We start from the raw sequence: 21570 nt of genomic DNA on the forward strand, positions 1-21570 counted from the left end.
GGGCTAGGGTGGGGGTGTCGGACTCTCTACAAACTCGGCGCCCGCTTGGGGCTACGACACCCCCACCCTCAATCCCTCCCCTCAAGGGGGAGGGAGGCAGATCGTGGCTCCCGCGCCTCCACTCGCTCGACCTCGTCCTTCGGCAGGCTCAGGATGAGGTCTACTGTTGGTTGGCGCTCACAGCTACATCCGGCTTTGCCATCCAACGAATGATCGCCATCGACGGCAGCAGCCAGCCCATCCCCGCAATGATGAAATAGATGATCAGCACCCAGCCGGGCAGGCCGGGCGGCAGCAGCAGATAGATCGCGGTGCCAAGCACGGCCCACAGGGCGATCGATATCATGGTCAAAAACACGCCGATCAACTTGCGGTGGCTCTGGGTCATGTGCGGCATCGGTGCTCTTGCGGGATAGTTCGGGGGGGCATACCACTCCCATGCCCCAACGCATACCGGGAAACCGCCGTGACTTCGACCCATTCGCCCGCCCTCAGTCAGACCAGCTATCCGGCCGATCGTCTTCGTCCGGTCCGCATCTGGCTCTACGTGATGGCAGCCTTCGTGCTGCTCATGGTGGTGGTCGGCGGGATCACGCGGCTCACCGAGTCGGGGCTGTCCATCACCAGCTGGAAGCCGATTTCCGGCATCATTCCGCCGCTCAATGACGCGCAATGGCTGGCCGAATTCGACGCCTACAAGCAGATCCCGCAATACCAGGTCAACAATACCTGGATGAGCGTGGACGACTTCAAGATGATCTTCTTCTGGGAGTGGTTCCACCGCCTGCTGGGCCGGTTCCTCGGTGTGCTGTTCATCGTGCCCTTCCTGATCTTCCTGGCGCAAAAGCGCTTCACCGCGCAACTGGCCTGGCCGCTATTCGGCCTGTTCCTGCTGGGCGGTTTTCAGGGCGTGCTGGGCTGGTGGATGGTCTCTTCGGGCCTCACCGAGCTGACCTCGGTGTCCCAATATCGCCTCGCCGCCCACCTGACCGCGGCCGCAATTCTGTTTATCGCGCTGGTCTATGTCCCGCGAACCCTGCATCCCGGCCATATCGGCGGAACCGTAAAGCCCGTCCATTTCTGGACCGCAGGGGCCTTCGTTGCGCTCGTCATTCTCCAGATCGCAGCGGGCGCCTTCGTCGCCGGCATCGACGCGGGCATGGGCCACAACACCTGGCCGCTGATGGATGGCGCGTTGATTCCAAGCGGTCTGGGCCGCATGGACCCGCTCTGGCGCAATTTCTTTGAAAACAGCCTCACCGTTCAGTTCATTCACCGCTGCATCGCCTATGGCATTGTGCTCTATCTGGGCGTGCTGATCTGGCTGCAGGCGGGTCGCGGCGGCTTTGCCGGCGCCAATGCCTGGTTGCCACGCCTGGGCGTCATGGTGCTGCTGCAAGTGTGTCTGGGCATTGCAACGCTCCTGACCATGGTGCAGATCGATCTGGCGGTCGCCCACCAGGCCATGGCTTTTCTCTTGGCCGGGGCAGGGACGCTCTATATTGCCGATCTGACCCGGGTGAATCGCGCGGTATCATAATACCGCAAAGATAAGTGATTGAAATTGCTGGTCTTTATTAAGGCCCTTGACGGCGTCTCGTTTCCCTCATACACGAGCCGCCGAACATGCTGCTTTCTTCCTTGGATGAAGGTCGGCAAGCCAGAAATCTAAGGAATTCAACGATGAGCACTTACTCGGCAAAACCGAGCGAGATCGAAAAGAAGTGGGTCCTGATCAATGCCGAAGGCTTGGTCGTGGGTCGTGTCGCTTCGATCATCGCTTCGCGTCTGCGCGGCAAGCACAAGCCGACCTTCACCCCGCACATGGACATGGGCGACAATATCATTGTCATCAATGCCGACAAGGTGAAGCTGACCGGCCGCAAGCTGGACCAGCACCGCTTCTACTGGCACACCGGTTACCCCGGCGGCATCAAGGACCGTACCGCTCGTGAACTGCTGGAAGGCCGTTTCCCCGAGCGCGTTCTCGAGAACGCCGTTCGCCGCATGATGCCTGGTGGCCCGCTGACCCGCGCCCAGCTCAAGAACCTGCGCGTCTATTCCGGCGCCGAGCATCCCCATGAAGCGCAGAACCCGGCCACGCTGGATGTTGCTGCGATGAACTCCAAGAATGTGCGGGTGAAGTAATATGGCCGACACCATCAACTCCCTCGAAGAGCTCGGCACCACCTCGGTTGCTGCCGTCGTCAATACCGCTCCTATCCACGAGCAGAAGCTTGACTCGCTCGGCCGCGCCTATGCCACCGGCAAGCGCAAGAACGCCGTTGCTCGCGTCTGGATCAAGCCGGGCAAGGGCACTGTGACCGTCAATGGTCGCGAGTTCGCTACCTATTTCGCTCGTCCCGTTCTGCAGCTGATCGTCAAGCAGCCGATCGTCGCGACCGAACGCAATGACCAGTACGACGTCGTCGTCACCGTTGCCGGTGGTGGTCTGTCCGGTCAGGCCGGTGCCGTTCGTCACGGCATCTCCAAGGCGCTGAACTTCTTCGAGCCGGCTCTTCGCCCGGTCCTCAAGAAGGGTGGCTTCCTGACCCGCGACAGCCGCGTTGTCGAACGCAAGAAGTACGGCAAGGCCAAGGCCCGCAAGTCCTTCCAGTTCTCCAAGCGCTAAGCTTCGGATTTATCGATTTTTGCGAAAGGGCCGGGAAACCGGCCCTTTTGTTTTGCCCGCACTGTGGGGGAGGGTGACGGCCGGGTATTTTGGTCTTATCCGCCCACCAGCCCCGCCACATACTCATCCAGCGTCACGCGCCCGCGCCGTGGCGATGGCGGAACATCGAGTTCATCCAGCGTTGCCGCCGTCATCCTCGCATAGGAGCGGGCCGCTTCATCGGAAAAACCGATCTTGCGAAAACTGTCTTCCCACTGCTCACGCGGTGTGGTGGCGACCGTGACCTCGCGCCCCAGATGCCGCGCAAACGCAGTCGCTGCATCACCGAAGCTGTAGCGCTCGGGCCCCTCGATATAGGCGACGCCAGTATCGTCGATCGGGCTTTGCAGCCGCTCCGCGGCCACGATTCCGAGATCGGCCGGATGCACCATTGGCAGCGTGAACGACGCCGGGAACATGGCCGGCAGCGTCCCACCCTTGGCCGGCTCCGCCAGCATGGCCAGGTTGGTGAAGTAGTAGGCGCCGCGATTGATAGCCGTGGCAATGCCGCTGGCCTTCGCCCGCTCCTCGAAATCGTAGAGGGTCGTGAGGTCGCCGATACCGTCGCCCGGCCTGGCGCCATATGTCGACGCCACCACGATTTTCTCAAGCCCGCTATCGGCGAGGGCATCGGTGATGCTGCGCGATGTGGTCAGTTCCGCCGCGTTGCTGTCGCCGCTCGTATCGCCGGGCGGATTGAGCAGAAAGGCCCGCTTGCCACGCCGAAACACCGCGCGGAGTGCATCGCTGTCCGTGACGTCGGCCACCACCGCCGCGACCTTCCCGCCTTCGAAAGCCCTGGCCTTTTCGGCGCTGTGCACCACGGCCAGCACCGGCTGCCCCGCTTCGCTCAATGATTTCACCACTTGCGAGCCGATATTGCCGCTAGCGCCCAAAATGATGAACATGTGTCATCTCCTTTTTACGATTGGCGAATTGTTGACGCCGGGCCAACCTGTCATGGCGGCATGACACATGGTGTCAGCAGGCGCCTGTCTCTTCTCAAGCCGCATCCGCTGCCTATATCTGGTTGGCCTTCCGGACCTCGCCCATGCAACGCCTCGTTACCCGCTTCCACCTCCTGCTGCTCGCAGTCACCGTCGCCATTACCGGCGTTGGGTTCTTCCGCATTCCCGCCGATTTCGCCTATCCGGCGCATTGGTCAGGCAGCTATGCCGATTGGCTCTGGCCGCGCGATCTCGCTTTGCCGGTCGCGCCCCTCGTCGAAGTGCTGATACTCGGCGCGTTCTTCCTGCTCGGACGCCTGCTGACCAAGAACCACTTCGCCAAGGTCCAGCACATCCTCGATCCCGCTCTGACCCTGCTGCTCCTCGTCGTCACGGCCGTCCAACTGGGCCTGCTGGTCATCGGCATCGGCTCGGATATCGATCTGGTGCGCCTGACCGGGGCAGGGCTGGGCATCGTGCTGCTGATCCTGGGCATCGTGTTCTTCGAGGCCGAGCGGCACACCTATGCCGGCCTGCGCATGCCCTGGCCCATCGCCTCGGACCGGGCGTGGAAACTCGTGCATCGCATTGCCGGGTTGGGCTGTGGTCTGGCCGGAGCAGTTCTGCTGGCTCTGGCCTGGTTCGACCCCGGCCTGGGCGTGCTGGTCACCGCCTATGCCGCCGCGCTGATCTTGCTGCCCGGCATTGCGGGCGCAGCCACGATACTGTGCCGCCGCCTCTGATCACCCATCAGCATTGCCGCAATAGCCCTGCGTCCGAGAAAAATTTTCTCCTCGCCTGAGCCAAACGGAAAACGATGCGCAGAAAAAAGCGCCCTGCCGGCCTATCTTGTGGCTAATTTCGAGGCGCTTCGCTCAATTGGTGTGCGATTCCTCGGTGCTTCACAGGTTTGACATGTCCCCAACCACTGTTTCTGCCGCGCGCCCGGCGCGTGCACCCAAGCCGTTCTACCGGACCTTCGGCTTCCAGGTGCTCGCCGCCATGGTCATCGGCCTCATCCTGGGCTTCATCGCCCGCAATATGGGCCCCGACGCGGCCGGCAATGCCAATTGGCTGACCCAGACGCTGTCGACCATCGGCTCCTCCTTCGTCTCGCTGCTGCGCGCACTGGTACCGGTGCTGGTCTTCACCGCCATCGTGGCGTCCATCGCCAATCTGCGCGAACTCAACAATGCCGCCAAGCTGGTCTGGCAGACCCTGTTCTGGTTCGCCATCACCGCGCTGATCGCGGTGGCCATCGGCATAGCGCTAGGCCTGATCATCCAGCCCGGCCTCAATACCGCCGTCGCCGAAACCGCTGCCAAGGCGCCGTCCTCGACCGGCTCCTGGCTCGATTTCCTCAAGGGTTTGATCCCCTCCAACATTCTGGGCCTCACCGCCTCGACCCGCGTCACCGATGGTTCGGCTACCACCAGCCTCAGCTTCAACGTGCTGCAGATTCTGGTCGTCTCGATCGCCGTCGGCGTCGCCGCCCTGCGCGTCGGCCCGGCTGCCGATCCGTTCCTGGCGTTCAACCGCTCCTTCCTCAAGGTCGTGCACAAGATCCTGTGGTGGGTTATCCGCCTGACCCCGATCGGCACCATTGGCCTGCTCGGCAACGCCGTCGCCGTCTATGGCTGGGATGCGCTGGCGCAGCTCGGCTGGTTCTCGGCCGCCATCTATATCGGCCTCGCGCTTGTGCTCTTTGTGGTCTACCCGATCCTGTTGCAGGCCCATGGCCTCAATCCGATCCGCTACTTCCAGAGCGCCTGGCCGGCCATCCAGCTGGCCTTCGTGTCCCGCTCCTCGATCGGCACGCTGCCGCTCACCGAGCGCGTCACCGAGCAGAATCTGGGTGTGCCGCGTGAATACGCTGCCTTCGCCGTGCCGCTCGGCGCCACCACCAAAATGGATGGTTGCGCCGCGATCTATCCGGCCATCGCTGCTATCTTCGTAGCGCAGTTCTACGGCGTTCCGCTGGAATTCCAGCATTACCTGCTCATCGTCTTCGTCTCGGTGATCGGCTCCGCCGCCACCGCCGGCCTCACCGGTGCCGTGGTCATGCTGACGCTGACGCTCTCCACCCTGGGCCTGCCGCTCGAAGGCGTCGGCCTGCTGCTCGCCGTCGATCCGATCCTCGACATGGGCCGCACCGCGGTCAACGTCGCCGGCCAAGCCCTGATCCCCACCATCGTCGCCAAGCGCGAAGGCATCCTCAATCAGGAAGTCTACGACCGCGGCGAAAGCATCGACGCGCTCGACGCCGACGCTGTGCCGGCGGAGTAAGCTGGGTCACGCGTTGGAAATGCAAAAGGGAGGCGTGAGCCTCCCTTTTTTATATTGCAGGGGTGTACCCCACCGCTCCCCCCACCCACGGCTCTCCCTCGGGCTCGACCCGAGGGCCACTCACCACCCGCACCGAACTGGCGCAGGCCGGAACTCATGCTGAAGGCTATCCCGGCGCTGGATGTATGCCGATAATAACGGACATGGATTCCGGCCTACGCCGGAATGACATCGTGTGGAATTACAAGGACAGGGGCAGGGAACCCCTACCCAACCAGCTTAAGCGACGGCTTCTTGACCTTCTTCACCTTGTTCGCATGCGGCACATAATTCGCCATCACCCGCTCGATGATGGTGATCGCCTTGTCCGTGCCGTTCTCGGCATGCAGCTTTTCCGCGATGTCGGCGGCCTTGCGGCGATAGTCTTCATTGGTCGAAAGATCGGCCAAAGCACCGGCCAGGATTTCCGAGGTCAGCTTGCGCAGGCGCACGGGTTTCGGCCCGCAACCCAGCTCATAGACGCGGCGACCCCAATAGGGCTGGTCCACCGTCTGCGGCACGACGAAGGTCGGCCGGCCCAGATGCAGCCCCGCCGATGTCGTGCCGGCGCCACCATGATGCACCACCGCCGACACATATTTGAACAGCTTGTCGTGCGGCGCCTTTTCGATGGCGAAAATACTGTCCGGCAAATCCTGCGGATTGATGCCGCCCCAGCCGCGCGCGACGACGGCACGGCCGCCCCACATGCCCACGGCTTCCTTCAAGATTTTGGTATTGCGCTCGGCGCCAAACGGCATCGAGCCAAATCCGATATAGACCGGCGCCTCGCCCTCGGAGAGGAATTTCTGGAACGCCTCGGAGGGCTGCCAGTCGGTCCGGTCCTTGAGCTGCCAATAGCCGGTGACGATGGCGCTTTTCGGCCAATCGCGCGGGCGCGGCGAAATCTCGGGAGAATAGGGGTAAAGCGTGGTCAGCGGCGTGCCGTCCGTATTGCGGAAGAAGCCACCCTTCTTACGCGAATCCAGCCCCATCAGCTCCCGGCGCAGCTTGTTGCGCGGCAGGTTGTAATAGATCTGCTGCACGGTCATGGCCGTATAGGTCAGCTTGTTGAAGGCCGGCCCGAAATCGGCGCCGTAATAGATGCAGAGCGGGAATTCGCTGGTCGAATTCAGCGGCTGCAGGGCCACCATCACGGCGGGCACATGCAGCGCCTCGGCAATGTCGATGCCGAAGCTGGTATTCATGTTGAGGATCAGCATGTCCGCGCCCTGGCACATATTCCAGGCATGGCGCGCGGCGGTGTCGACGATCTGCTGGCCTTGCCGCAATAGGGAAGGGCCGTTGATGAGCATGGACTGGCTCATCGCATTTTCGAATCGCTGCTGCAGCAGGAAGGCCTGGATGGAGGGGCCGAGCGTGTGGAACTCCACACCATAGCCTTCCACCATGTCCTGGAATTCCTCGGAGGCTCCCAATACAACCGAATAGCCGCGCTCCTTGAGCGCAATGGCCAAGGCTAGGTAGGGTTGAACGTCGCCTTGCGTGCCGATTGTAACAAGGGCAATCCGCTTCAAGATATTACCTCACATACGCCGTTCTGATCCCGAAGGTTGGCGTCCTCCGGACCATTTACAATACCCCGACGAGGATTTATGAACGGCCTTATCGATAGCTGGTTTCATTACAAAAAACGCTTCTGAAGGGCAAGACATATGCCGTCCCTGTACACATTTGCATTGGTTGGAGCCTCGCTCGCCGGCAATTTCGTGTCGGCGGCCGCCTTTGCAGCGGCGGGCGCGAACGCCCGCTAGCTCTTCCCGAATGGCCCCGCCAAAGGGCCGGGAAGAGCCGAACATGAGAAAAGCGCCCCAAACGGGGCCGTTTAACCCGTTCACAACCATAATTCCGCGATAATCACGACATCTGTATCAGATGCGTAGCGCACCAGGCGCGTCGCGGCCCAGATCAAGGTCCCCAGCGGGCCGCCGAGGAAATCATGAGCGACGACTTCCACAAAATCCGCCGTCTTCCGCCCTATGTCTTTGCCCATATCGATCCGCTCAAGGCCAAGGCCCGCGCTGACGGCGTCGATGTCATCGACCTGGGCATGGGCAATCCCGATATGCCGACCCCCCAGCACATCGTTGAAAAGCTGCAGGAAACGGTCAAGGACCCGCGCACCCACCGCTATTCGACCTCGCGCGGCATTCCCGGTCTGCGCAAGGCCCAGGCCAGCTATTACGGCCGCCGCTTCGGCGTGAAGCTGAACCCCGATACGCAGATCGTCGCGACCCTGGGCTCCAAGGAAGGCTTTGCCAATATGGCCTCGGCCATCACCGCCCCCGGCGACGTGGTGCTGGTGCCCAACCCGACCTATCCCATCCATTCCTTTGGCTTCATCATGAGTGGCGGCGTCGTGCGCTCCATGCCGGCTGATCCGAATGAGGATTTCATGCGCTCGCTGGATCGTGCCGTACGGCACTCGATCCCCAAGCCGATCGCGCTGGTGCTGAACTATCCGGCCAATCCGACCGCCTATACGGCCGACCTCGATTTTTACACCGAGGTGGTCAAGTATTGTAAGGCCAACGACATCTTCATCCTGTCCGATCTCGCCTATTCCGAGATCTATTTCGACGAAGACGCGCCCCCGCCATCCGTGTTGCAGGTGCCCGGCGCCATCGACATCACCGTCGAATTCACCTCCATGTCCAAGACCTATTCCATGCCCGGCTGGCGCGTGGGCTTTGCCGTGGGCAATGAACGGCTGATCGCGGCACTGGCTCGCGTGAAGTCCTATCTCGATTACGGCGCCTTCACCCCCATCCAGGTGGCGGCCACCGCCGCTCTCAACGGCAGCGACGACGTGATCGACGAAGTGCGCAAGATCTACAAATACCGCCGCGACGTGCTGGTCGAAAGCTTCGGCCGGTCGGGCTGGGACATTCCGGTGCCCAAGGCCACCATGTTCGCCTGGGCGCCCATTCCCGCGCAGTTCGCCCATATGGGCTCGCTCGAATTCGCCAAGCTCCTGATCAAGGAAACCGGCGTGGGCGTCGCCCCCGGCGTCGGCTTCGGCGAATATGGCGATCAATATATCCGCTTGGCCTTCGTCGAAAACGAACAACGCATCCGCCAGGCCGCCCGCAACATCAAGAAGCTGCTCGGCTCCAAGCCCGGCACCAGCAACGTAGTGCCGCTGGCGGGGTAGGGCCCTTCCTTCCGTCCAGGACTTCCCTGCCGTCTGGCAGGGAAGTCCCGCCCTTCCGCGCAAACTCCTATTGACGGCTAGGCGAATTCCTATGCAGATGTCGCCACCATGAGTGATATCGCTTCCTTCCGCCAAACCGTTGAATCCTTTATCGCCGCACGCGGCTGGACCCCGACCCGCTTCGGCCGCACCGTTGCGGGCGATCCGCTGTTCGTGTTCGACCTGCGCGAGGGCCGCGAACCGCGTTCCGATACGCGGGCGCGCATCCTCAAGGCCATGCAGGATTTCGGCGATGGCGAGGCGCTGCCGCCGCTGCGCGTGGGCGTGGCAGGCCTGGGCAATGTCGGTGCGACGCTGGTGCGCATCCTGCAAAAGGATGGCGCCGAGCTGACGCGAAAACTTGGCCGCCAATTGGTGGTGACGGCCGTTGCCGCGCGCTCGCGTTCCCGCGACCGCGGCATTGATATTTATGGGCTCGACTGGTTCGACGATCCGGTGGCGCTCGCCAAGTCCGACGGCATCGATCTCTTCGTCGAGCTGATCGGTGGCGAAGATGGCCCGGCCTTCGCCGCGGTCAAAGCCGCCCTCGAAATCGGCCGCCCCGTCGTCACCGCCAACAAGGCGTTGCTGGCCAAGCATGGCGTGCTGCTCGCCAAACTGGCCGAAGAATCCGGCGCCCAGCTCGGCTTCGAGGCCGCTGTCGCCGGCGGCATTCCCGTGATCAAAACCCTGCGCGAAGGCCTGGGTTCCGCCCGTATTGCCAAGGTGTTCGGCATCATGAACGGCACCTGCAATTACATCCTGACGCGCATGGGCAATGAGGACATTTCCTTCGCCGATTGCCTCAAGGACGCCCAGGCGCTCGGCTATGCCGAAGCCGACCCCACCTTCGACGTCGAAGGCTACGACACCGCCCACAAGCTCTCCATCCTTGCCACGCTCTGCTTCGGCTACGAAATCGCGCCCGACAAAATCCGCGTCGAGGGCATTTCCAAGATCAGCCAGCACGACATCAAGGTCGCCGCCGAGCTCGGCTACAAGATCAAGCTGCTCGGCATCGCCCAGCGCACCGATGACGGCATCGAGCAGCGCGTCCATCCCACTTTCGTGCCCAAGGGAAGCGCCATTGCCGGCGTCGATGGCGTGATGAATGCCGTCGCCCTCGAAACCGACCACGTCCACGAGCTTCTGCTGGCCGGCCCCGGCGCTGGTGGCCCGCCCACGGCCTCCTCGGTGCTGTCGGACATTCTCGACATTGCCCGCGGCACCCGCGTGCCGCCGCTCGGCGTGCCCAGCGACGAATTGATGCCCTATCGCGAGGCGCCGATGCGCGCCCATCAGGGCGGCTACTACATCCGCCTCAATGCCAAGGACGTGCCCGGCGCCCTGGCGGCCATCGCCACCCGCATGGGCGAACGCGGCATTTCCATCGATTCCGTCATCCAGCGGTCCGATTTGAGCGCTAAGGCAGTCGCGCCGGACGGTTCGCCGACCCGCACCGTGGTCATGATCACGCAGCAGACTTTGGAATCAGACGTGCGCGACTCGCTTGCGCAGATCGCCGCCGACGGGTTCATAGTGGGCGAACCGCAATTGATCCGGATCGAAACGCTCTGATACCCGTTCCCGGGCAAATCGGAGGCCCGGGAGGAAGCATGAGACTGTCCAAAGTTGAGGGTGACAGAAACCCTGCGCATCTGCACCGGAGCCTGACGCTGGAATTGGTGCGCGTCACCGAGCGCGCTGCCATCGCCGCCGCCGAATGGCGCGGCAAGGGCGACGAAAAAGCCGCCGACGATGCCGCCGTGCATGCCATGAAGGCCGAACTCGATCGCGTCGCCATTTCCGGCCGTGTCGTCATCGGCGAAGGCGAAGAGCATGAATGCGACGCGCTGTTCATCGGCCAGCCGGTGGGCGCAGGGCAGGGCCCCGAGGTCGATATCGCTGTCGATCCCCTCGAAGGCGTCACACTCTGCGCCAAGAACCAGCCCGATTCCATCGTGGTCCTGGCCATGGCCGAGCGCGGCGGTCTGCTCAACGTCGCCCGCAATGTCTATATGCACAAGATCGCCATTGGCGCCGAATATCCGCCCGGCACCGTGCATATCGACTGGTCCGCCACCGAAAATGTGCGGGCGCTGGCCAGCGCCAAGGGCGTGCCGCTCAGCGAAGTCACCGCCATCGTGCTCGACCGGCCCCGCCATGCCGGCCTCATCGAAGAACTGCGCACCACGGGCGTCGCGGTCAAGCTGATCAGCGATGGCGACATTGCCGGCGTCATCCACGCGGTCAATACCGAGGATACCGGCATCGATATCTATCTCGGCTCTGGCGGCGCGCCCGAGGGCGTGCTGGCCGCCGCGGCGCTCCGCTGCATTGGCGGGCAGATGCAGGGCAAGCTGATCCTCGATAGCCCCGCCAAGCGCGAGCGCGCCCACGCCATGGGTATCACCGACCCCAACCGCATCTACGACGTGACCGAACTCGCCGCCGGCGACGTCCTGGTCGCGGCCACCGGCGTCACCGATGGCACCCTGCTCGAAGGCGTCCGCCTGCGCCGCGACTCGGTTGAAACCAACACCATCGTCATGCGCAGCTGGAGCCAGACCGTCCGCTGGATCAAGGCCCAGCACGCGCGCTAAGGCTGCTTGACGGCGCTGGCCATTAGGCAGAGGCTCCGTTTCGCGGCGATGGTGGGCTCCGACCATGACAAATTCGGACTTTTCCGGCCCTGTGCGGCAGGACAGCGACCGCTTTGGGCGACCGGTGACCTTTCTCAACGGCCGTTTCGATATCAAGCTGGCCACCGGCGACACCGGCGGCGGTCTGTTCATCATTGATACACTACGCGCCGCCTGTGGCGGCCCGCCACTGCATTATCATCATGAGCAGGATGAATGGTTCCTGGTGCAGCAAGGGCGTTTTCGGTTCCGCATCGGCGACGGCCTGCACGAGCTCGGCCCCGGGGACTCGATCTTTGGGCCTCGCCGCGTGCCGCACGCTTTTATTAACCTGACGGCGCCTGCGCGGCTGCTCATCGCCTTCCAGCCGGCTGGACAGATGGAGGCCTTCTTCGCCAAAAGCCTGCTCGATCCGCGCTCGGAAGAGTTCCGTGCCTTGAGCCGCGAGCACGGCATGGAAGTGGTTGGCCCGCCGCTATCGATCTAGGCCGGGACAAGGCCCCCACACTTCCCCCTCGACCGCTTCCACTAAATCGCCTACCTCTCGCCCATGCTCGAAGCGCCACGCCCTTTTCTTGACGTCAGCCGTTCGGTTACCGGCCGCGCCTGGACGGATCGTCTCGATGGCAATGCCACGCGCATGGCCACCGCCATCGCCCAGCGCAGCGGCATTTCGGAAATCCTGGCCCGCATCATCGCCGCTCGCGAGGTGACGCTGGAGGATGCCGAAAAGCACCTCGATCCCACCATTCGCGGCCTGATGCCTGATCCATCCACGCTCACCGCCATGGATGCCCTGGCCGATCGCCTCGCCAAGGCCATTGCCGATAACGAAACCATCGCCCTATTCGGCGATTACGACGTGGACGGCGCCTGTTCCTGCGCCCTGATGGCCCGCTATCTCAACCATTTCGGCATCAATCCGCAGGTGCATATCCCCGACCGCATCTTTGAAGGCTACGGCCCCAATAGCGCGGCCATGGACAAGCTGATCGATGGTGGCGCCAGCCTGATCATCACACTCGATTGCGGCACCACCAGCGACGCCCCCATCGCCCATGCCCGCGCCCGCGGCGCTGATGTCCTGGTCATCGACCACCATCTGTCCGATCACGACCTGCCCAACGCCACTGCGCTGGTCAATCCCAACCGCCCCGACGACATTTCGGGCCTGGGCTATCTCTGCGCCGCCGGCGTCACCTTCATGGTGCTGGTCGCCGTCAACCGTGCACTGCGCCTGCGCGGAGATACCGGTCTGCCCGACCTGCTCAAGCTGCTCGATCTCGTCGCTCTTGCCACCATTTGCGATGTCGTGCCCCTGGTTGGCCTCAACCGCGCCTTCGTGGTGCGCGGCCTCGAAGTCGCCCGCCGCGGCGACAACAAGGGCATTGCCGCCCTGGCTCTCGCCGCTCGCGTCAGCGGCCCGCTCAATCCCTACCACCTGGGCTTCCTCGTCGGCCCGCGCATCAATGCCGGCGGCCGCATCGGCAACGCCGCCATGGGCACCGAATTGCTGACGGTCGATGACGAACATCACGCGCTCGCCCTCGCCGCGCGCCTCGACGAACTCAATTCCGAACGCCAGCGCATCGAGATCGAAGCCGTCGAAGAAGCCGCCGCCGTCGCCGAAATGGAAATCGGCAACGGGGAGGGGCCGCCCGTACTGGTCCTCGCCTCCGCCAATTGGCACCCCGGCGTGGTCGGCCTCATCGCCGCGCGCCTGCGCGAACGCTTCGAGCGCCCCACTTTCGCCATCGCCCTGCAACCCGACGGCACCGGCACCGGCTCGGGCCGCTCCATGCCTGGCGTCGATCTGGGCCGCGCCGTCATCGAGGCGGTCGAAACCGGCCTGATCGCCAAGGGCGGCGGCCACGCCATGGCGGCCGGCGTCACCATCAAGCCCGGCCAGCTCGGCCCGTTCCGTTCCTTCCTCGCCCAGGCGCTCTCGCTCGACGTCACCGCCGCCCGCGCCATGACTGCGCTCAAGATCGACGCGGCCCTCACGGCCCGCGGCGCCACGGTCGATCTCATCTACGATATCGAGCGGGCCGGCCCCTATGGCTCGGGTAATCCCAATCCGGTCTTCGCCTTCCCCGCGCATCGGGCCAAATTCCCCCAAATCGTGGGCAAGGGCGGCCATGTCAGCTTCACCCTGACCTCGGGCGATGGCGCCCGTCTCAAGGCCATCGCCTTCCGCGCCGCCAATACCCCCATCGGGGATGCCCTGCTGCGCGAAACCGACACCGCCTTCCACTTCGCCGGCGGCCTCTCCATCGATCACTACCAGGGCCGCGAACAGGTCCAGTTCCGCCTGACCGACCTGGCCCGCCCCAAGGGCTGACGGCCGTTTCGCTGAATTTGAAACCACCCACCGGGTCATTCCGGCGCAGGCCGGAATCCATGCTGAAGGCCATCCCGGCGCTCGATGTGTGCTGATCACCACGGACCTGGATCCCGGCCTGCGCCGGGATGACACCGTGGGTGAGGATGGCTTTGAGCAAGCGCCGCGAAAAGGGCGGGTGAGTCGTGGCTCGGCCCACTCCAGCAGCATTTTCAGTGCTTTGACCCACCCGCCATCCGGCGTGACCCAGTTGAAACTGCTGCTTGCATATCCATTTATGACAGCTAAAGTAGTCATGGGCATGCACTGGGAAGCACTGGTTTTGTAGCTCAAAGGTATGCCGCCGACGCTTGAATTCAGGCGACAGCTGAGGAGCCGCCGCCAAGCTTTTCGATATTTGGACCAGCGGCTCAATGACCAAAACAGCAGTTGAGAATACCGGCCCCGGCACCACGCCGTGGACTCATTTTGTATCATGGCTCGTGGAGCGCATCGGCGTTGCGCTGATCGGGCATCCCCGCCACGGCGGCATTACCGTCATTTTCCCCAATGGCCGCACCAGAACCGTCGGCAGCCCCGCGACGGGCGAGCACGCGGTGCTGCGGCTTAACAATTTCAAGGTGCTGACCGAGGCCATGCAGCGTGGCACAGTCGGTTTTGCCGCCGCCTATATGCGCGGCGATATCGAGGTCGATGACCTGACGGCGCTGTTCCGCTTCTTCCTGCAGAATCGCGATATGTTCGAAAGCGCCAATCCGGGCTTTTTCCGCCGCGCTGCCGGCGATCTGCATTATCACCTGTCGCGTCGCAACACGCTCGAAGGCTCCAAGAAGAACATTGCCGAGCATTATGACCTGGGCAACGACTTCTACGGCATGTGGCTCGACCCCTCGATGACCTATTCTTCGGCGGTCTTCACCTCGGGCGATCAAAGCCTCGAGGAAGCCCAACTCGCCAAATACCACCGCGTGGCCGATATGGCCGGCATCACCGCGGGCTCCTCGGTGCTCGAGATCGGCTGCGGCTGGGGTGGCTTTGCCGAAACCGTTGCGCGTGACTACAAGGCTAATCTGCGCGGCATTACCCTGTCGGCCGAACAGCTCAAATATGGCCAGGAGCGCCTGGCCAAGCAGGGGCTGGACCAGTTCGCCACCCTGGTGTTCGAGGATTATCGCCACACCGAAGGCCAGTTCGACCATATCGGCTCAATCGAAATGATCGAGGCCGTGGGCGAGGACAATTGGCCCAGCTATTTCCAGACTGTGCATGATCGGCTCAAGCCCGGCGGCACGGCGGCAATCCAGGCCATCACCATCAACGAAGCCGATTTCGACGGCTATCGCTCCGGCCCCGATTTCATCCAGCGCTACATCTTCCCCGGCGGCATGCTGCTGACCAAGACGGTGATGCGCGAATTCGGCGACAAGGTCGGCCTGGTGCTCGAAAATGTCGAGAATTTCCGCCTGTCTTACGCCAAGACCCTCAAGCTGTGGCGCGAGCGGTTCCTTGAACGCTGGCCGATGATCGCCCCGCTTGGCTATGACGAGGAATTCAAGCGCAAGTGGGTCTATTACCTCAGCTATTGCGAGGCCGGCTTCACCGAAGGCTCGATCGACGTCGGCATCTATCAATACCGCAAACCCGCCTGATCGGGCCGGTTTTTCCAAACATGACTTGACCTCTCATGTTTGCGCCCGTTAGGTAGCCCCGTTTCGCCACCACGCGACGGAGCTGCCGATCATGATCAGAGTCTCGTTGCGCCTCGTTCTCCTGGCGCTGTTCCTGACGCTGTCCGCCACCGCTTTTGCGGCCGGCTGGAGCTACACTGACGGCACCGGCAAGACGGTCACGCTCGACGCGGTCCCCGCCCGCATCATCGCCAGCCAGGACGCGGCAGCCGGGCTGATCCCGCTCGGCATTCGCCCGGTCGGCATCTATGCCGATAGCCCCGTGGCCGATGCCAAAGCCCTGCAGGGGCTCGACCTCACCGGCATCGAGATCATCGGCCAGAGCTGGGGTGAAATCGATATCGAGAAAGCCGCTGCGCTGCAGCCCGATCTGATCGTCGCGGAATATTGGCCCGTGTCGGGCGAATGGAGCGGCGGCAACAAGCTGGCTGGTCCCGATAGCCCGCTGAGTGCCCTGGCGCCAATAACCGGCGTCACCGTCGGCGAATCTGTCATCGCCATCATCGAGGATTACGAAACCCTGGCGCAAAGCCTGGGCGCCGATCTGACCAACTCCGATATCGCTGCCGAACGCGCCCGCTTCGAAACCGCGCGGGACTCCTTCAAGGCCGCCATATCAGCCAAGCCCGGCCTCACCGCCATGGCCGCCTTTGCCGGCAACGATGCACTCTATATCGCCACCCCGCATGGCAGTTCCGAACTCACCGATTTCCAGACCTGGGGCCTCGATATCATCGTGCCCGATGCCATTGACCAGCACGGCTATTTTGAAAACATCAGCTGGGAAAATGCCGACAAATACCAGCCCGACCTGATCATGCTGGACAATCGCACCAGCACGCAGCTGCAGATCGCCCAGGCCCAGCCGACCTGGACCAGTATCAAAGCCGCCGCTGCCGGCGCCGTCACCGAATGGCCGGCCTATTGGCTGCGCAATTACGGCGCCTATGCCGGCGCGCTCGACAAGCTGACATCAGCCATCAACGCCGCCGATGCGAACCTTTCGGAGTAAAGCGATGCATTCCGCGCTCAAGATCCTGCTCGCCCTCGTGCTCGCGGCCGCGCCCCTGGCGGCCCAAGCCGAGTCCTGGACCTATACCGACGGCGCCGGCGAAACGATCACGCTCGGCGCCGTGCCCCAGCGCATCATCGCCACCGAAGATGCCGCCGCCGCGCTCATCCCCTTGGGCATCCGCCCCGTCGGCATCATCGCCAGCAGCCAGCCCCAGGATTCGCGCGCCCTGCAGGGGCTCGACCTGACCGGCATCGAAATGGTCGGCGTCGCCTACAACGAAGTCGACATCGAAAAAGCCGCCATGTTGCAACCCGACCTGGTGATTGCCGAATATTGGCCCGGCGACCGCGAATGGGGCGGCGGCCCCGCGGTCACCGGCCCGGATGGTCAGCTGCGCGCTCTGGCCCCCGTCACCGGCCCAGCCCAGCTCGATAGCGTCGTCGGCCTGATCGAGGAATACGAGAAGCTCGCCATCAGCTTCGGCGCCGATCTGTCGACCCCCGAAATTGCTGCTGCCAAAACCAATTTCGAGCGCGCCCGCGACGCCTTCTCCGCCGCCGCCAAAGCCAAGCCAAACCTCACCGCCTTGGCCGTCTGGGCCGGCGATGACGGGCTATGGGTCGCCGCGCCCGAAGGCTCCGCCGAATTGATGGATCTCAAGCGCTGGGGCCTGGGCTTCCTCAAGACCGGGCTCAACGCCGACAGCGGCTATTGGGAAACCGTCAGCTGGGAGCGCTCCGACACCTACCAGCCCGACATCATCCTGATCGACAATCGCAAACCCACCAATCGCGCCAGTGCCGAGGCCAAGCCCACCTGGACCGCCATGAAAGCCGCCGCGGCCGGCGCCATCGGCGAATGGCCGGCCTATTGGCTGCGCAATTACACTGCCTATGCCGGCGAGCTGGACAAGCTCACCGCCGTGGTCGCGGCCGCCGACGAGAACCTGACCACCGCGCAATGACCACTGTCGCGCCGACATTCGACGCCCGCCGCGGCGTGCCTCTCCTGCTCGGCCTCCTCGGGCTCGTGGCCATCGTGCTGTGCGTCGCCTTCCTGTCGATCACCGTCGGCGCCCGCCCGGTAACCCTCGACACTGTCTGGGCCGCCCTGACCGCCTACAATCCCGCCTCCACCGATCACCGCATCATCTGGGAATTGCGGCTGCCGCGCACAGTGATCGGCCTGATGGTCGGCGCGGCACTGGGCCTCGCCGGCGCCGTACTGCAAGGCGCCACCCGCAATCCGCTGGCCGATCCATCCATCCTGGGCATCCATGCCGGCGCGGCGCTCTTTGTCGTCCTGGGCGTCGCCGTTCTGGGCATCAGCCAGCTCAGCATCTATGTCTGGCTGGCCTTTGCCGGGGCAGGGGCCGCCATGCTGATTGTTTACGCCGTCGCCTCGCTGGGCCGCGAAGGCGCCACGCCGATCAAGCTGGCGCTAGCCGGCGCGGCCATGACGGCGGCGCTGCAATCGGTCATCAGCGCCATCCTGCTCACCAGCCCCCGCACGCTCGATGAAGTCCGCTTCTGGCAGGTCGGTTCGCTCGCCGGCCGCAATATGGATATCGTCATCCAGGTCGCGCCCTTCCTCGCCGTCGGCATCGTTCTGGCTTTGGCCTCCGCCCGCCTGCTCGATGGCCTCTCCATGGGCGAAGACGTCGCCCGCGCTTTGGGCCAACGCATAGGCCTCTCCCGCGCCATTGCCGGCCTTGCCGCCGTCATCCTGGCCGGTGCCTCCACCGCCGCCGCCGGCCCCATCGCCTTTGTCGGTCTCACCGTGCCCCATGTGGCGCGCGCGGTAACCGGCCCGAATTACCGCTGGATATTGCCCTATTCCATGCTGCTGGCGCCGATTCTGCTGCTCGGCGCCGATGTGCTGGGGCGCGTCCTCGCCCCGCCCGGCGAAGTGCAGGTCGGCATCGTCACCGCCTTTCTCGGCGCGCCCTTCTTCATCGCGCTGGTGCGCCGCCGCAAGCTCGCCTCGCTATGAGTATCGCTCCCGCCCCATCCGCAACGGTCCACGCCATCCGCGGCCATCTCGCCACTCGCCGCCGCCACGTCACGCTCGGCCTTGCCGTCGCCCTGGCCTTGGTCTTCGCGCTCTCGCTCTATCTCGGTGACTATCCCGTCGCCCCGCTCGATGTGCTGCGCTCGCTGTTTTCCCCTTTGACCGGGGAGGTCAATAAGGGCGTCGATTTCATCGTGCTGAACGTGCGTGTGCCCCGCGCCGTACTGGCCGTGCTCACCGGCATGTCCTTCGCTTTGTCCGGAATCATTTTCCAAACATTGCTGCGTAACCCGTTGGCCAGCCCCGACATTATCGGCATCTCCCACGGCGCCAGCGCCTCGGCCGTGTTCTGCATTATCGTGCTGGGCATGTCCGGGCTCTGGGTCTCGGTCGGCGCCTTTGCCGGTGCCGTGCTGACGGCGCTCGCCATCTATGGCCTCGCCTGGCGCAATGGCGTCACCGCCTATCGCGTGGTGCTGATCGGCATCGGCATGGCAGCCATCATGGGCGCAGTCATGTCTTATCTCTTCACGCGGGCGCGTCTGTTCGAAGTCCAGCAAGCCCTGGCCTGGCTGATCGGCAGCCTCAACGCCGCCAATACCGGCGACATTTATCCGCTGGCCACGGCGTTGGTCGTGCTTATTCCCCTCACCATCGCATTGGTGCGCACGCTCGACGCCATGCAATTGGGCGACGACACCGCCACCGCACTCGGCGCCCGCGTCGAGTTCTCGCGGCTCGGCCTGATCCTCGCTGCCGTCGGCTACGCCGCCTTCGCCACCGCCGCTGTCGGCCCGGTAAGCTTTGTCGCCTTCGTCGCCGGCCCGATTGCCCGCCGCCTGCTCAACGGCGCCGGCAATGGCTTCCTGCAAGCCGCGCTGGTCGGCGCGCTGCTCATGCTGGGGTCAGACATGGTCGCCCAACACGCATTGCCATCCATTCAATTGCCCGTCGGCGTCGTCACCGGCGTTTTCGGGGCGCTGTTCCTGCTCTGGCTGCTCATCGCATCCAATCGGGCAGGGCGGGTCAACTAATGCCGGGAGACAGATATGTCCGCTGAACACCAATTTATCGCCGCCGGCATGGATCTGGGCTATGGCGACCGCCAGGTCGTGTCCGATTTCAACCTGGCCATTCCGCCCGGCAAGCTCACGGTCATTGTCGGCGCCAATGCCTGCGGCAAGTCCACCGTGCTGCGCGGCATGGCCCGGCTGCTGGCGCCCACGCGCGGCGCGGTCTATCTCGATGGCAAGCCCATCCACACCATGCCAACCCGCGAAGTTGCGACCATCCTCGGCGTGCTGCCGCAATCGCCCATCGCCCCCGACGCCATCGTCGTTGCCGATCTGGTCGGCCGTGGCCGCTATCCCCATCAAGGCTGGTTCCGCCGCTGGACCCCCGAGGATGACGCCGCAGTCGCCGAAGCCCTCCGCGCCACCGACACGCTCGAACTGGCCGATCGCCCCGTCGATGAGCTTTCCGGCGGCCAGCGCCAGCGCGTCTGGATCGCCATGGCACTGGCCCAGCAAACCGATCTGCTGCTGCTTGACGAGCCGACCACCTTCCTCGACATCAACCACCAGGTCGAAGTGCTCGACCTGCTGACCGATCTGGTCCGCAACAATGGCCGCACAATCGTCGTCGTGCTGCACGACCTGAACCTGGCCTGCCGCTATGCCGACCACATCGTCGCCATGAAAGCCGGCCGCCTCGTCGCCGAAGGCAAGCCCTCCGAAGTCATGACCGAAGCCATCGTCGCCGAAATCTTCGGCATGGCCTCCCGCATCGTCATCGACCCCATCTCCGACACCCCCATGATCGTCCCCATCGGCCGCCACCATATCGGAGCGAAGACGCTGGCTTAGGCCGGCGCCATAATCGTCCAAGCCGTCAGCACCAGCACGACCAGCACCGCGACAAATCCAAGCGCAATAGCCCCGCTGGCGTTCAGCAGCGCTCGCGGACGGCCAAGGCGGCCATCCAGCAAAAGCCAGGCAGTCTCCGCGCCCACATACCAGATCAGGCCCGCAACAAAGGCCGCAAGGCTCGCGACAACAGCCGCCACATTGGAATGCTGCGCAATGATCACCGCCAGATCGATCGACAGGATGAACGGCGCCGCCGCGTAGCACTGGCTATAGAAAGCTGGCTTCAATGTCCGGCGCGTCAGCTTGGCGCCACGCCGCCGCACATCCTGCAGCGCCAGCAGCAGCGGAAAGAGGCTGAAGGCGATGGCGCGGAAGAACAGCAAATTGCGCTCGTCCGCAAATACATCCGGCAACACCACCTTGGTCGCCACGCCGAAGCGCAGCTCGATCAGATGCGCGATGAACAGCGTCAGCAGCAGGAAAATCGGCGGGCTGAGTGCATCGTCATATTGCTCGGCCTCGGCGTCACCCAGCTCGGTGCTGGCATAGTTCATCATCCGCACCGGATGCCGCAGACAGCGCCACAGCGTCAGGGGATAGAACAAGATCCAGGTGACGAGTTCGTAGAGCAATTCCTCTACGGACTTGAGCAGGCGCATGAAATCCACGCCCGATCCTCCCTCGCTGCGGTCCTGATAGCTATGCGATGCCAGCCGCTTTCAGGCAACGGGAAAGGGCTCGCCACCCGTCTGCCCGTGGCGCCGCTTCACCTCTCCCCAGGGGGAGAGGTCGGCCCATTTGGGCCGGGTGAGGGGGCCTTCCCTTGCTCCGCAGCCTCAAAACAATCTG

21 protein-coding genes are annotated in these 21570 nt (G+C 63.9%); 17 read left to right on the top strand and 4 right to left on the bottom strand.

Annotated elements, in window-relative coordinates; translation table 11 throughout:
- Positions 1-160: 160 nt before the first annotated feature.
- A complete protein-coding gene (locus ACI3KW_RS12415) occupies positions 161-397 on the bottom strand; it encodes a DUF2842 domain-containing protein (protein ID WP_404848342.1) in 237 nt (78 codons plus the stop codon).
- Between the two features lie 69 nt (positions 398-466).
- Between ACI3KW_RS12415 and ACI3KW_RS12420 the strand changes: the two genes are divergently transcribed.
- The 3 genes from ACI3KW_RS12420 to rpsI all read left to right on the top strand — a co-directional run bounded on the left by ACI3KW_RS12420 (position 467) and on the right by rpsI (position 2632).
- A complete protein-coding gene (locus ACI3KW_RS12420; RefSeq protein ID WP_404848343.1) occupies positions 467-1540 on the top strand; it encodes a COX15/CtaA family protein in 1074 nt (357 codons plus the stop codon).
- 143 nt (positions 1541-1683) lie between these two features.
- The gene (gene rplM / locus ACI3KW_RS12425) at positions 1684-2148 is read left to right on the top strand and encodes a 50S ribosomal protein L13 (RefSeq protein ID WP_113122928.1); all 465 of its coding nucleotides are present in this window, start codon (positions 1684-1686) and stop codon (positions 2146-2148) included.
- Between the two features lies 1 nt (position 2149).
- Positions 2150-2632 (top strand): 30S ribosomal protein S9, encoded by a 483-nt coding sequence (gene rpsI, locus ACI3KW_RS12430; RefSeq protein ID WP_404848344.1) that lies wholly within the window; start codon positions 2150-2152, stop codon positions 2630-2632.
- Between the two features lie 95 nt (positions 2633-2727).
- Here rpsI and ACI3KW_RS12435 read toward each other — a convergent pair whose 3' ends face one another.
- Entirely contained in the window at positions 2728-3579 is an 852-nt protein-coding gene (locus ACI3KW_RS12435; protein WP_404848345.1) for an NAD(P)H-binding protein, read from the bottom strand.
- Positions 3580-3722: 143 nt separating this feature from the next.
- Between ACI3KW_RS12435 and ACI3KW_RS12440 the strand changes: the two genes are divergently transcribed.
- Both ACI3KW_RS12440 and ACI3KW_RS12445 read left to right on the top strand, forming a co-directional pair.
- Positions 3723-4361 (top strand): SdpI family protein, encoded by a 639-nt coding sequence (locus ACI3KW_RS12440; RefSeq protein ID WP_404848346.1) that lies wholly within the window; start codon positions 3723-3725, stop codon positions 4359-4361.
- A gap of 172 nt (positions 4362-4533) precedes the next feature.
- Complete coding sequence (locus ACI3KW_RS12445) at positions 4534-5904, top strand: dicarboxylate/amino acid:cation symporter (protein ID WP_404848347.1); 1371 nt, start codon at positions 4534-4536, stop codon at positions 5902-5904.
- A gap of 266 nt (positions 5905-6170) precedes the next feature.
- Here ACI3KW_RS12445 and ACI3KW_RS12450 read toward each other — a convergent pair whose 3' ends face one another.
- Positions 6171-7481, bottom strand: coding sequence for a glycosyltransferase (locus ACI3KW_RS12450; RefSeq protein ID WP_262168351.1), 1311 nt, complete (start codon positions 7479-7481; stop codon positions 6171-6173).
- 422 nt (positions 7482-7903) lie between these two features.
- Between ACI3KW_RS12450 and ACI3KW_RS12455 the strand changes: the two genes are divergently transcribed.
- The 12 genes from ACI3KW_RS12455 to ACI3KW_RS12510 all read left to right on the top strand — a co-directional run bounded on the left by ACI3KW_RS12455 (position 7904) and on the right by ACI3KW_RS12510 (position 20718).
- Positions 7904-9118, top strand: a complete 1215-nt coding sequence (locus tag ACI3KW_RS12455; RefSeq protein ID WP_113122922.1) for an LL-diaminopimelate aminotransferase — start codon at positions 7904-7906, stop codon at positions 9116-9118.
- A 276-nt stretch (positions 9119-9394) separates the two neighbouring features.
- A complete protein-coding gene (locus ACI3KW_RS12460; RefSeq protein WP_404848479.1) occupies positions 9395-10735 on the top strand; it encodes a homoserine dehydrogenase in 1341 nt (446 codons plus the stop codon).
- Positions 10736-10773: 38 nt separating this feature from the next.
- Positions 10774-11760, top strand: a complete 987-nt coding sequence (glpX, locus tag ACI3KW_RS12465) for a class II fructose-bisphosphatase (protein WP_404848348.1) — start codon at positions 10774-10776, stop codon at positions 11758-11760.
- A 64-nt stretch (positions 11761-11824) separates the two neighbouring features.
- Positions 11825-12286 carry a cupin domain-containing protein gene (locus tag ACI3KW_RS12470; RefSeq protein WP_404848349.1) on the top strand — a complete coding sequence of 154 codons (462 nt, stop codon included), beginning with the start codon at positions 11825-11827 and terminating at the stop codon, positions 12284-12286.
- Between the two features lie 63 nt (positions 12287-12349).
- Positions 12350-14140, top strand: coding sequence for a single-stranded-DNA-specific exonuclease RecJ (gene recJ, locus ACI3KW_RS12475; RefSeq protein ID WP_404848350.1), 1791 nt, complete (start codon positions 12350-12352; stop codon positions 14138-14140).
- Between the two features lie 88 nt (positions 14141-14228).
- A complete protein-coding gene (locus ACI3KW_RS12480; RefSeq protein ID WP_404848351.1) occupies positions 14229-14468 on the top strand; it encodes a hypothetical protein in 240 nt (79 codons plus the stop codon).
- Positions 14469-14553: 85 nt separating this feature from the next.
- Positions 14554-15789 (top strand): cyclopropane-fatty-acyl-phospholipid synthase family protein, encoded by a 1236-nt coding sequence (locus tag ACI3KW_RS12485; RefSeq protein WP_113122918.1) that lies wholly within the window; start codon positions 14554-14556, stop codon positions 15787-15789.
- 91 nt (positions 15790-15880) lie between these two features.
- Positions 15881-16840 carry an ABC transporter substrate-binding protein gene (locus tag ACI3KW_RS12490; RefSeq protein WP_404848352.1) on the top strand — a complete coding sequence of 320 codons (960 nt, stop codon included), beginning with the start codon at positions 15881-15883 and terminating at the stop codon, positions 16838-16840.
- A gap of 4 nt (positions 16841-16844) precedes the next feature.
- Positions 16845-17807: an ABC transporter substrate-binding protein gene (locus ACI3KW_RS12495; RefSeq protein ID WP_404848353.1), complete on the top strand. Its 963-nt coding sequence runs from the start codon at positions 16845-16847 to the stop codon at positions 17805-17807.
- Positions 17804-18835 carry a FecCD family ABC transporter permease gene (locus ACI3KW_RS12500; protein ID WP_404848354.1) on the top strand — a complete coding sequence of 344 codons (1032 nt, stop codon included), beginning with the start codon at positions 17804-17806 and terminating at the stop codon, positions 18833-18835. Before ACI3KW_RS12495 ends, ACI3KW_RS12500 begins: the two co-directional genes overlap by 4 nt.
- Positions 18832-19887 carry a FecCD family ABC transporter permease gene (locus tag ACI3KW_RS12505; RefSeq protein WP_404848355.1) on the top strand — a complete coding sequence of 352 codons (1056 nt, stop codon included), beginning with the start codon at positions 18832-18834 and terminating at the stop codon, positions 19885-19887. Before ACI3KW_RS12500 ends, ACI3KW_RS12505 begins: the two co-directional genes overlap by 4 nt.
- A 15-nt stretch (positions 19888-19902) precedes the next feature.
- Positions 19903-20718, top strand: coding sequence for an ABC transporter ATP-binding protein (locus ACI3KW_RS12510; protein WP_404848356.1), 816 nt, complete (start codon positions 19903-19905; stop codon positions 20716-20718).
- Here ACI3KW_RS12510 and ACI3KW_RS12515 read toward each other — a convergent pair.
- On the bottom strand, positions 20715-21389 hold the full coding sequence (locus tag ACI3KW_RS12515; RefSeq protein WP_262168336.1) for a permease: 675 nt from the start codon (positions 21387-21389) through the stop codon (positions 20715-20717). The two genes, ACI3KW_RS12510 and ACI3KW_RS12515, sit on opposite strands and share 4 nt — an antisense overlap.
- Between the last annotated feature and the right edge of the window lie 181 nt (positions 21390-21570).

Source organism: Devosia sp. ZW T5_3, from assembly GCF_044987315.1.
Classification (GTDB): domain Bacteria; phylum Pseudomonadota; class Alphaproteobacteria; order Rhizobiales; family Devosiaceae; genus Devosia.

Excerpts from the sequence above, each read along its gene's own strand:
- ACI3KW_RS12505 (WP_404848355.1), top strand. The coding sequence starts at position 18,832 with ATGAGTATCGCTCCCGCCCCATCCGCAACGGTCCACGCCATCCGCGGC.
- ACI3KW_RS12500 (WP_404848354.1), top strand. The coding sequence starts at position 17,804 with ATGACCACTGTCGCGCCGACATTCGACGCCCGCCGCGGCGTGCCTCTC.
- recJ (WP_404848350.1), top strand. The coding sequence starts at position 12,350 with ATGCTCGAAGCGCCACGCCCTTTTCTTGACGTCAGCCGTTCGGTTACC.
- ACI3KW_RS12455 (WP_113122922.1), top strand. The coding sequence starts at position 7,904 with ATGAGCGACGACTTCCACAAAATCCGCCGTCTTCCGCCCTATGTCTTT.
- ACI3KW_RS12495 (WP_404848353.1), top strand. The coding sequence starts at position 16,845 with ATGCATTCCGCGCTCAAGATCCTGCTCGCCCTCGTGCTCGCGGCCGCG.
- ACI3KW_RS12415 (WP_404848342.1), bottom strand. The coding sequence starts at position 397 with ATGCCGCACATGACCCAGAGCCACCGCAAGTTGATCGGCGTGTTTTTG.
- ACI3KW_RS12485 (WP_113122918.1), top strand. The coding sequence starts at position 14,554 with ATGACCAAAACAGCAGTTGAGAATACCGGCCCCGGCACCACGCCGTGG.
- rplM (WP_113122928.1), top strand. The coding sequence starts at position 1,684 with ATGAGCACTTACTCGGCAAAACCGAGCGAGATCGAAAAGAAGTGGGTC.
- ACI3KW_RS12470 (WP_404848349.1), top strand. The coding sequence starts at position 11,825 with ATGACAAATTCGGACTTTTCCGGCCCTGTGCGGCAGGACAGCGACCGC.
- ACI3KW_RS12460 (WP_404848479.1), top strand. The coding sequence starts at position 9,395 with ATGCAGGATTTCGGCGATGGCGAGGCGCTGCCGCCGCTGCGCGTGGGC.
- ACI3KW_RS12440 (WP_404848346.1), top strand. The coding sequence starts at position 3,723 with ATGCAACGCCTCGTTACCCGCTTCCACCTCCTGCTGCTCGCAGTCACC.
- ACI3KW_RS12510 (WP_404848356.1), top strand. The coding sequence starts at position 19,903 with ATGTCCGCTGAACACCAATTTATCGCCGCCGGCATGGATCTGGGCTAT.
- glpX (WP_404848348.1), top strand. The coding sequence starts at position 10,774 with ATGAGACTGTCCAAAGTTGAGGGTGACAGAAACCCTGCGCATCTGCAC.
- ACI3KW_RS12445 (WP_404848347.1), top strand. The coding sequence starts at position 4,534 with ATGTCCCCAACCACTGTTTCTGCCGCGCGCCCGGCGCGTGCACCCAAG.
- ACI3KW_RS12490 (WP_404848352.1), top strand. The coding sequence starts at position 15,881 with ATGATCAGAGTCTCGTTGCGCCTCGTTCTCCTGGCGCTGTTCCTGACG.
- ACI3KW_RS12435 (WP_404848345.1), bottom strand. The coding sequence starts at position 3,579 with ATGTTCATCATTTTGGGCGCTAGCGGCAATATCGGCTCGCAAGTGGTG.
- rpsI (WP_404848344.1), top strand. The coding sequence starts at position 2,150 with ATGGCCGACACCATCAACTCCCTCGAAGAGCTCGGCACCACCTCGGTT.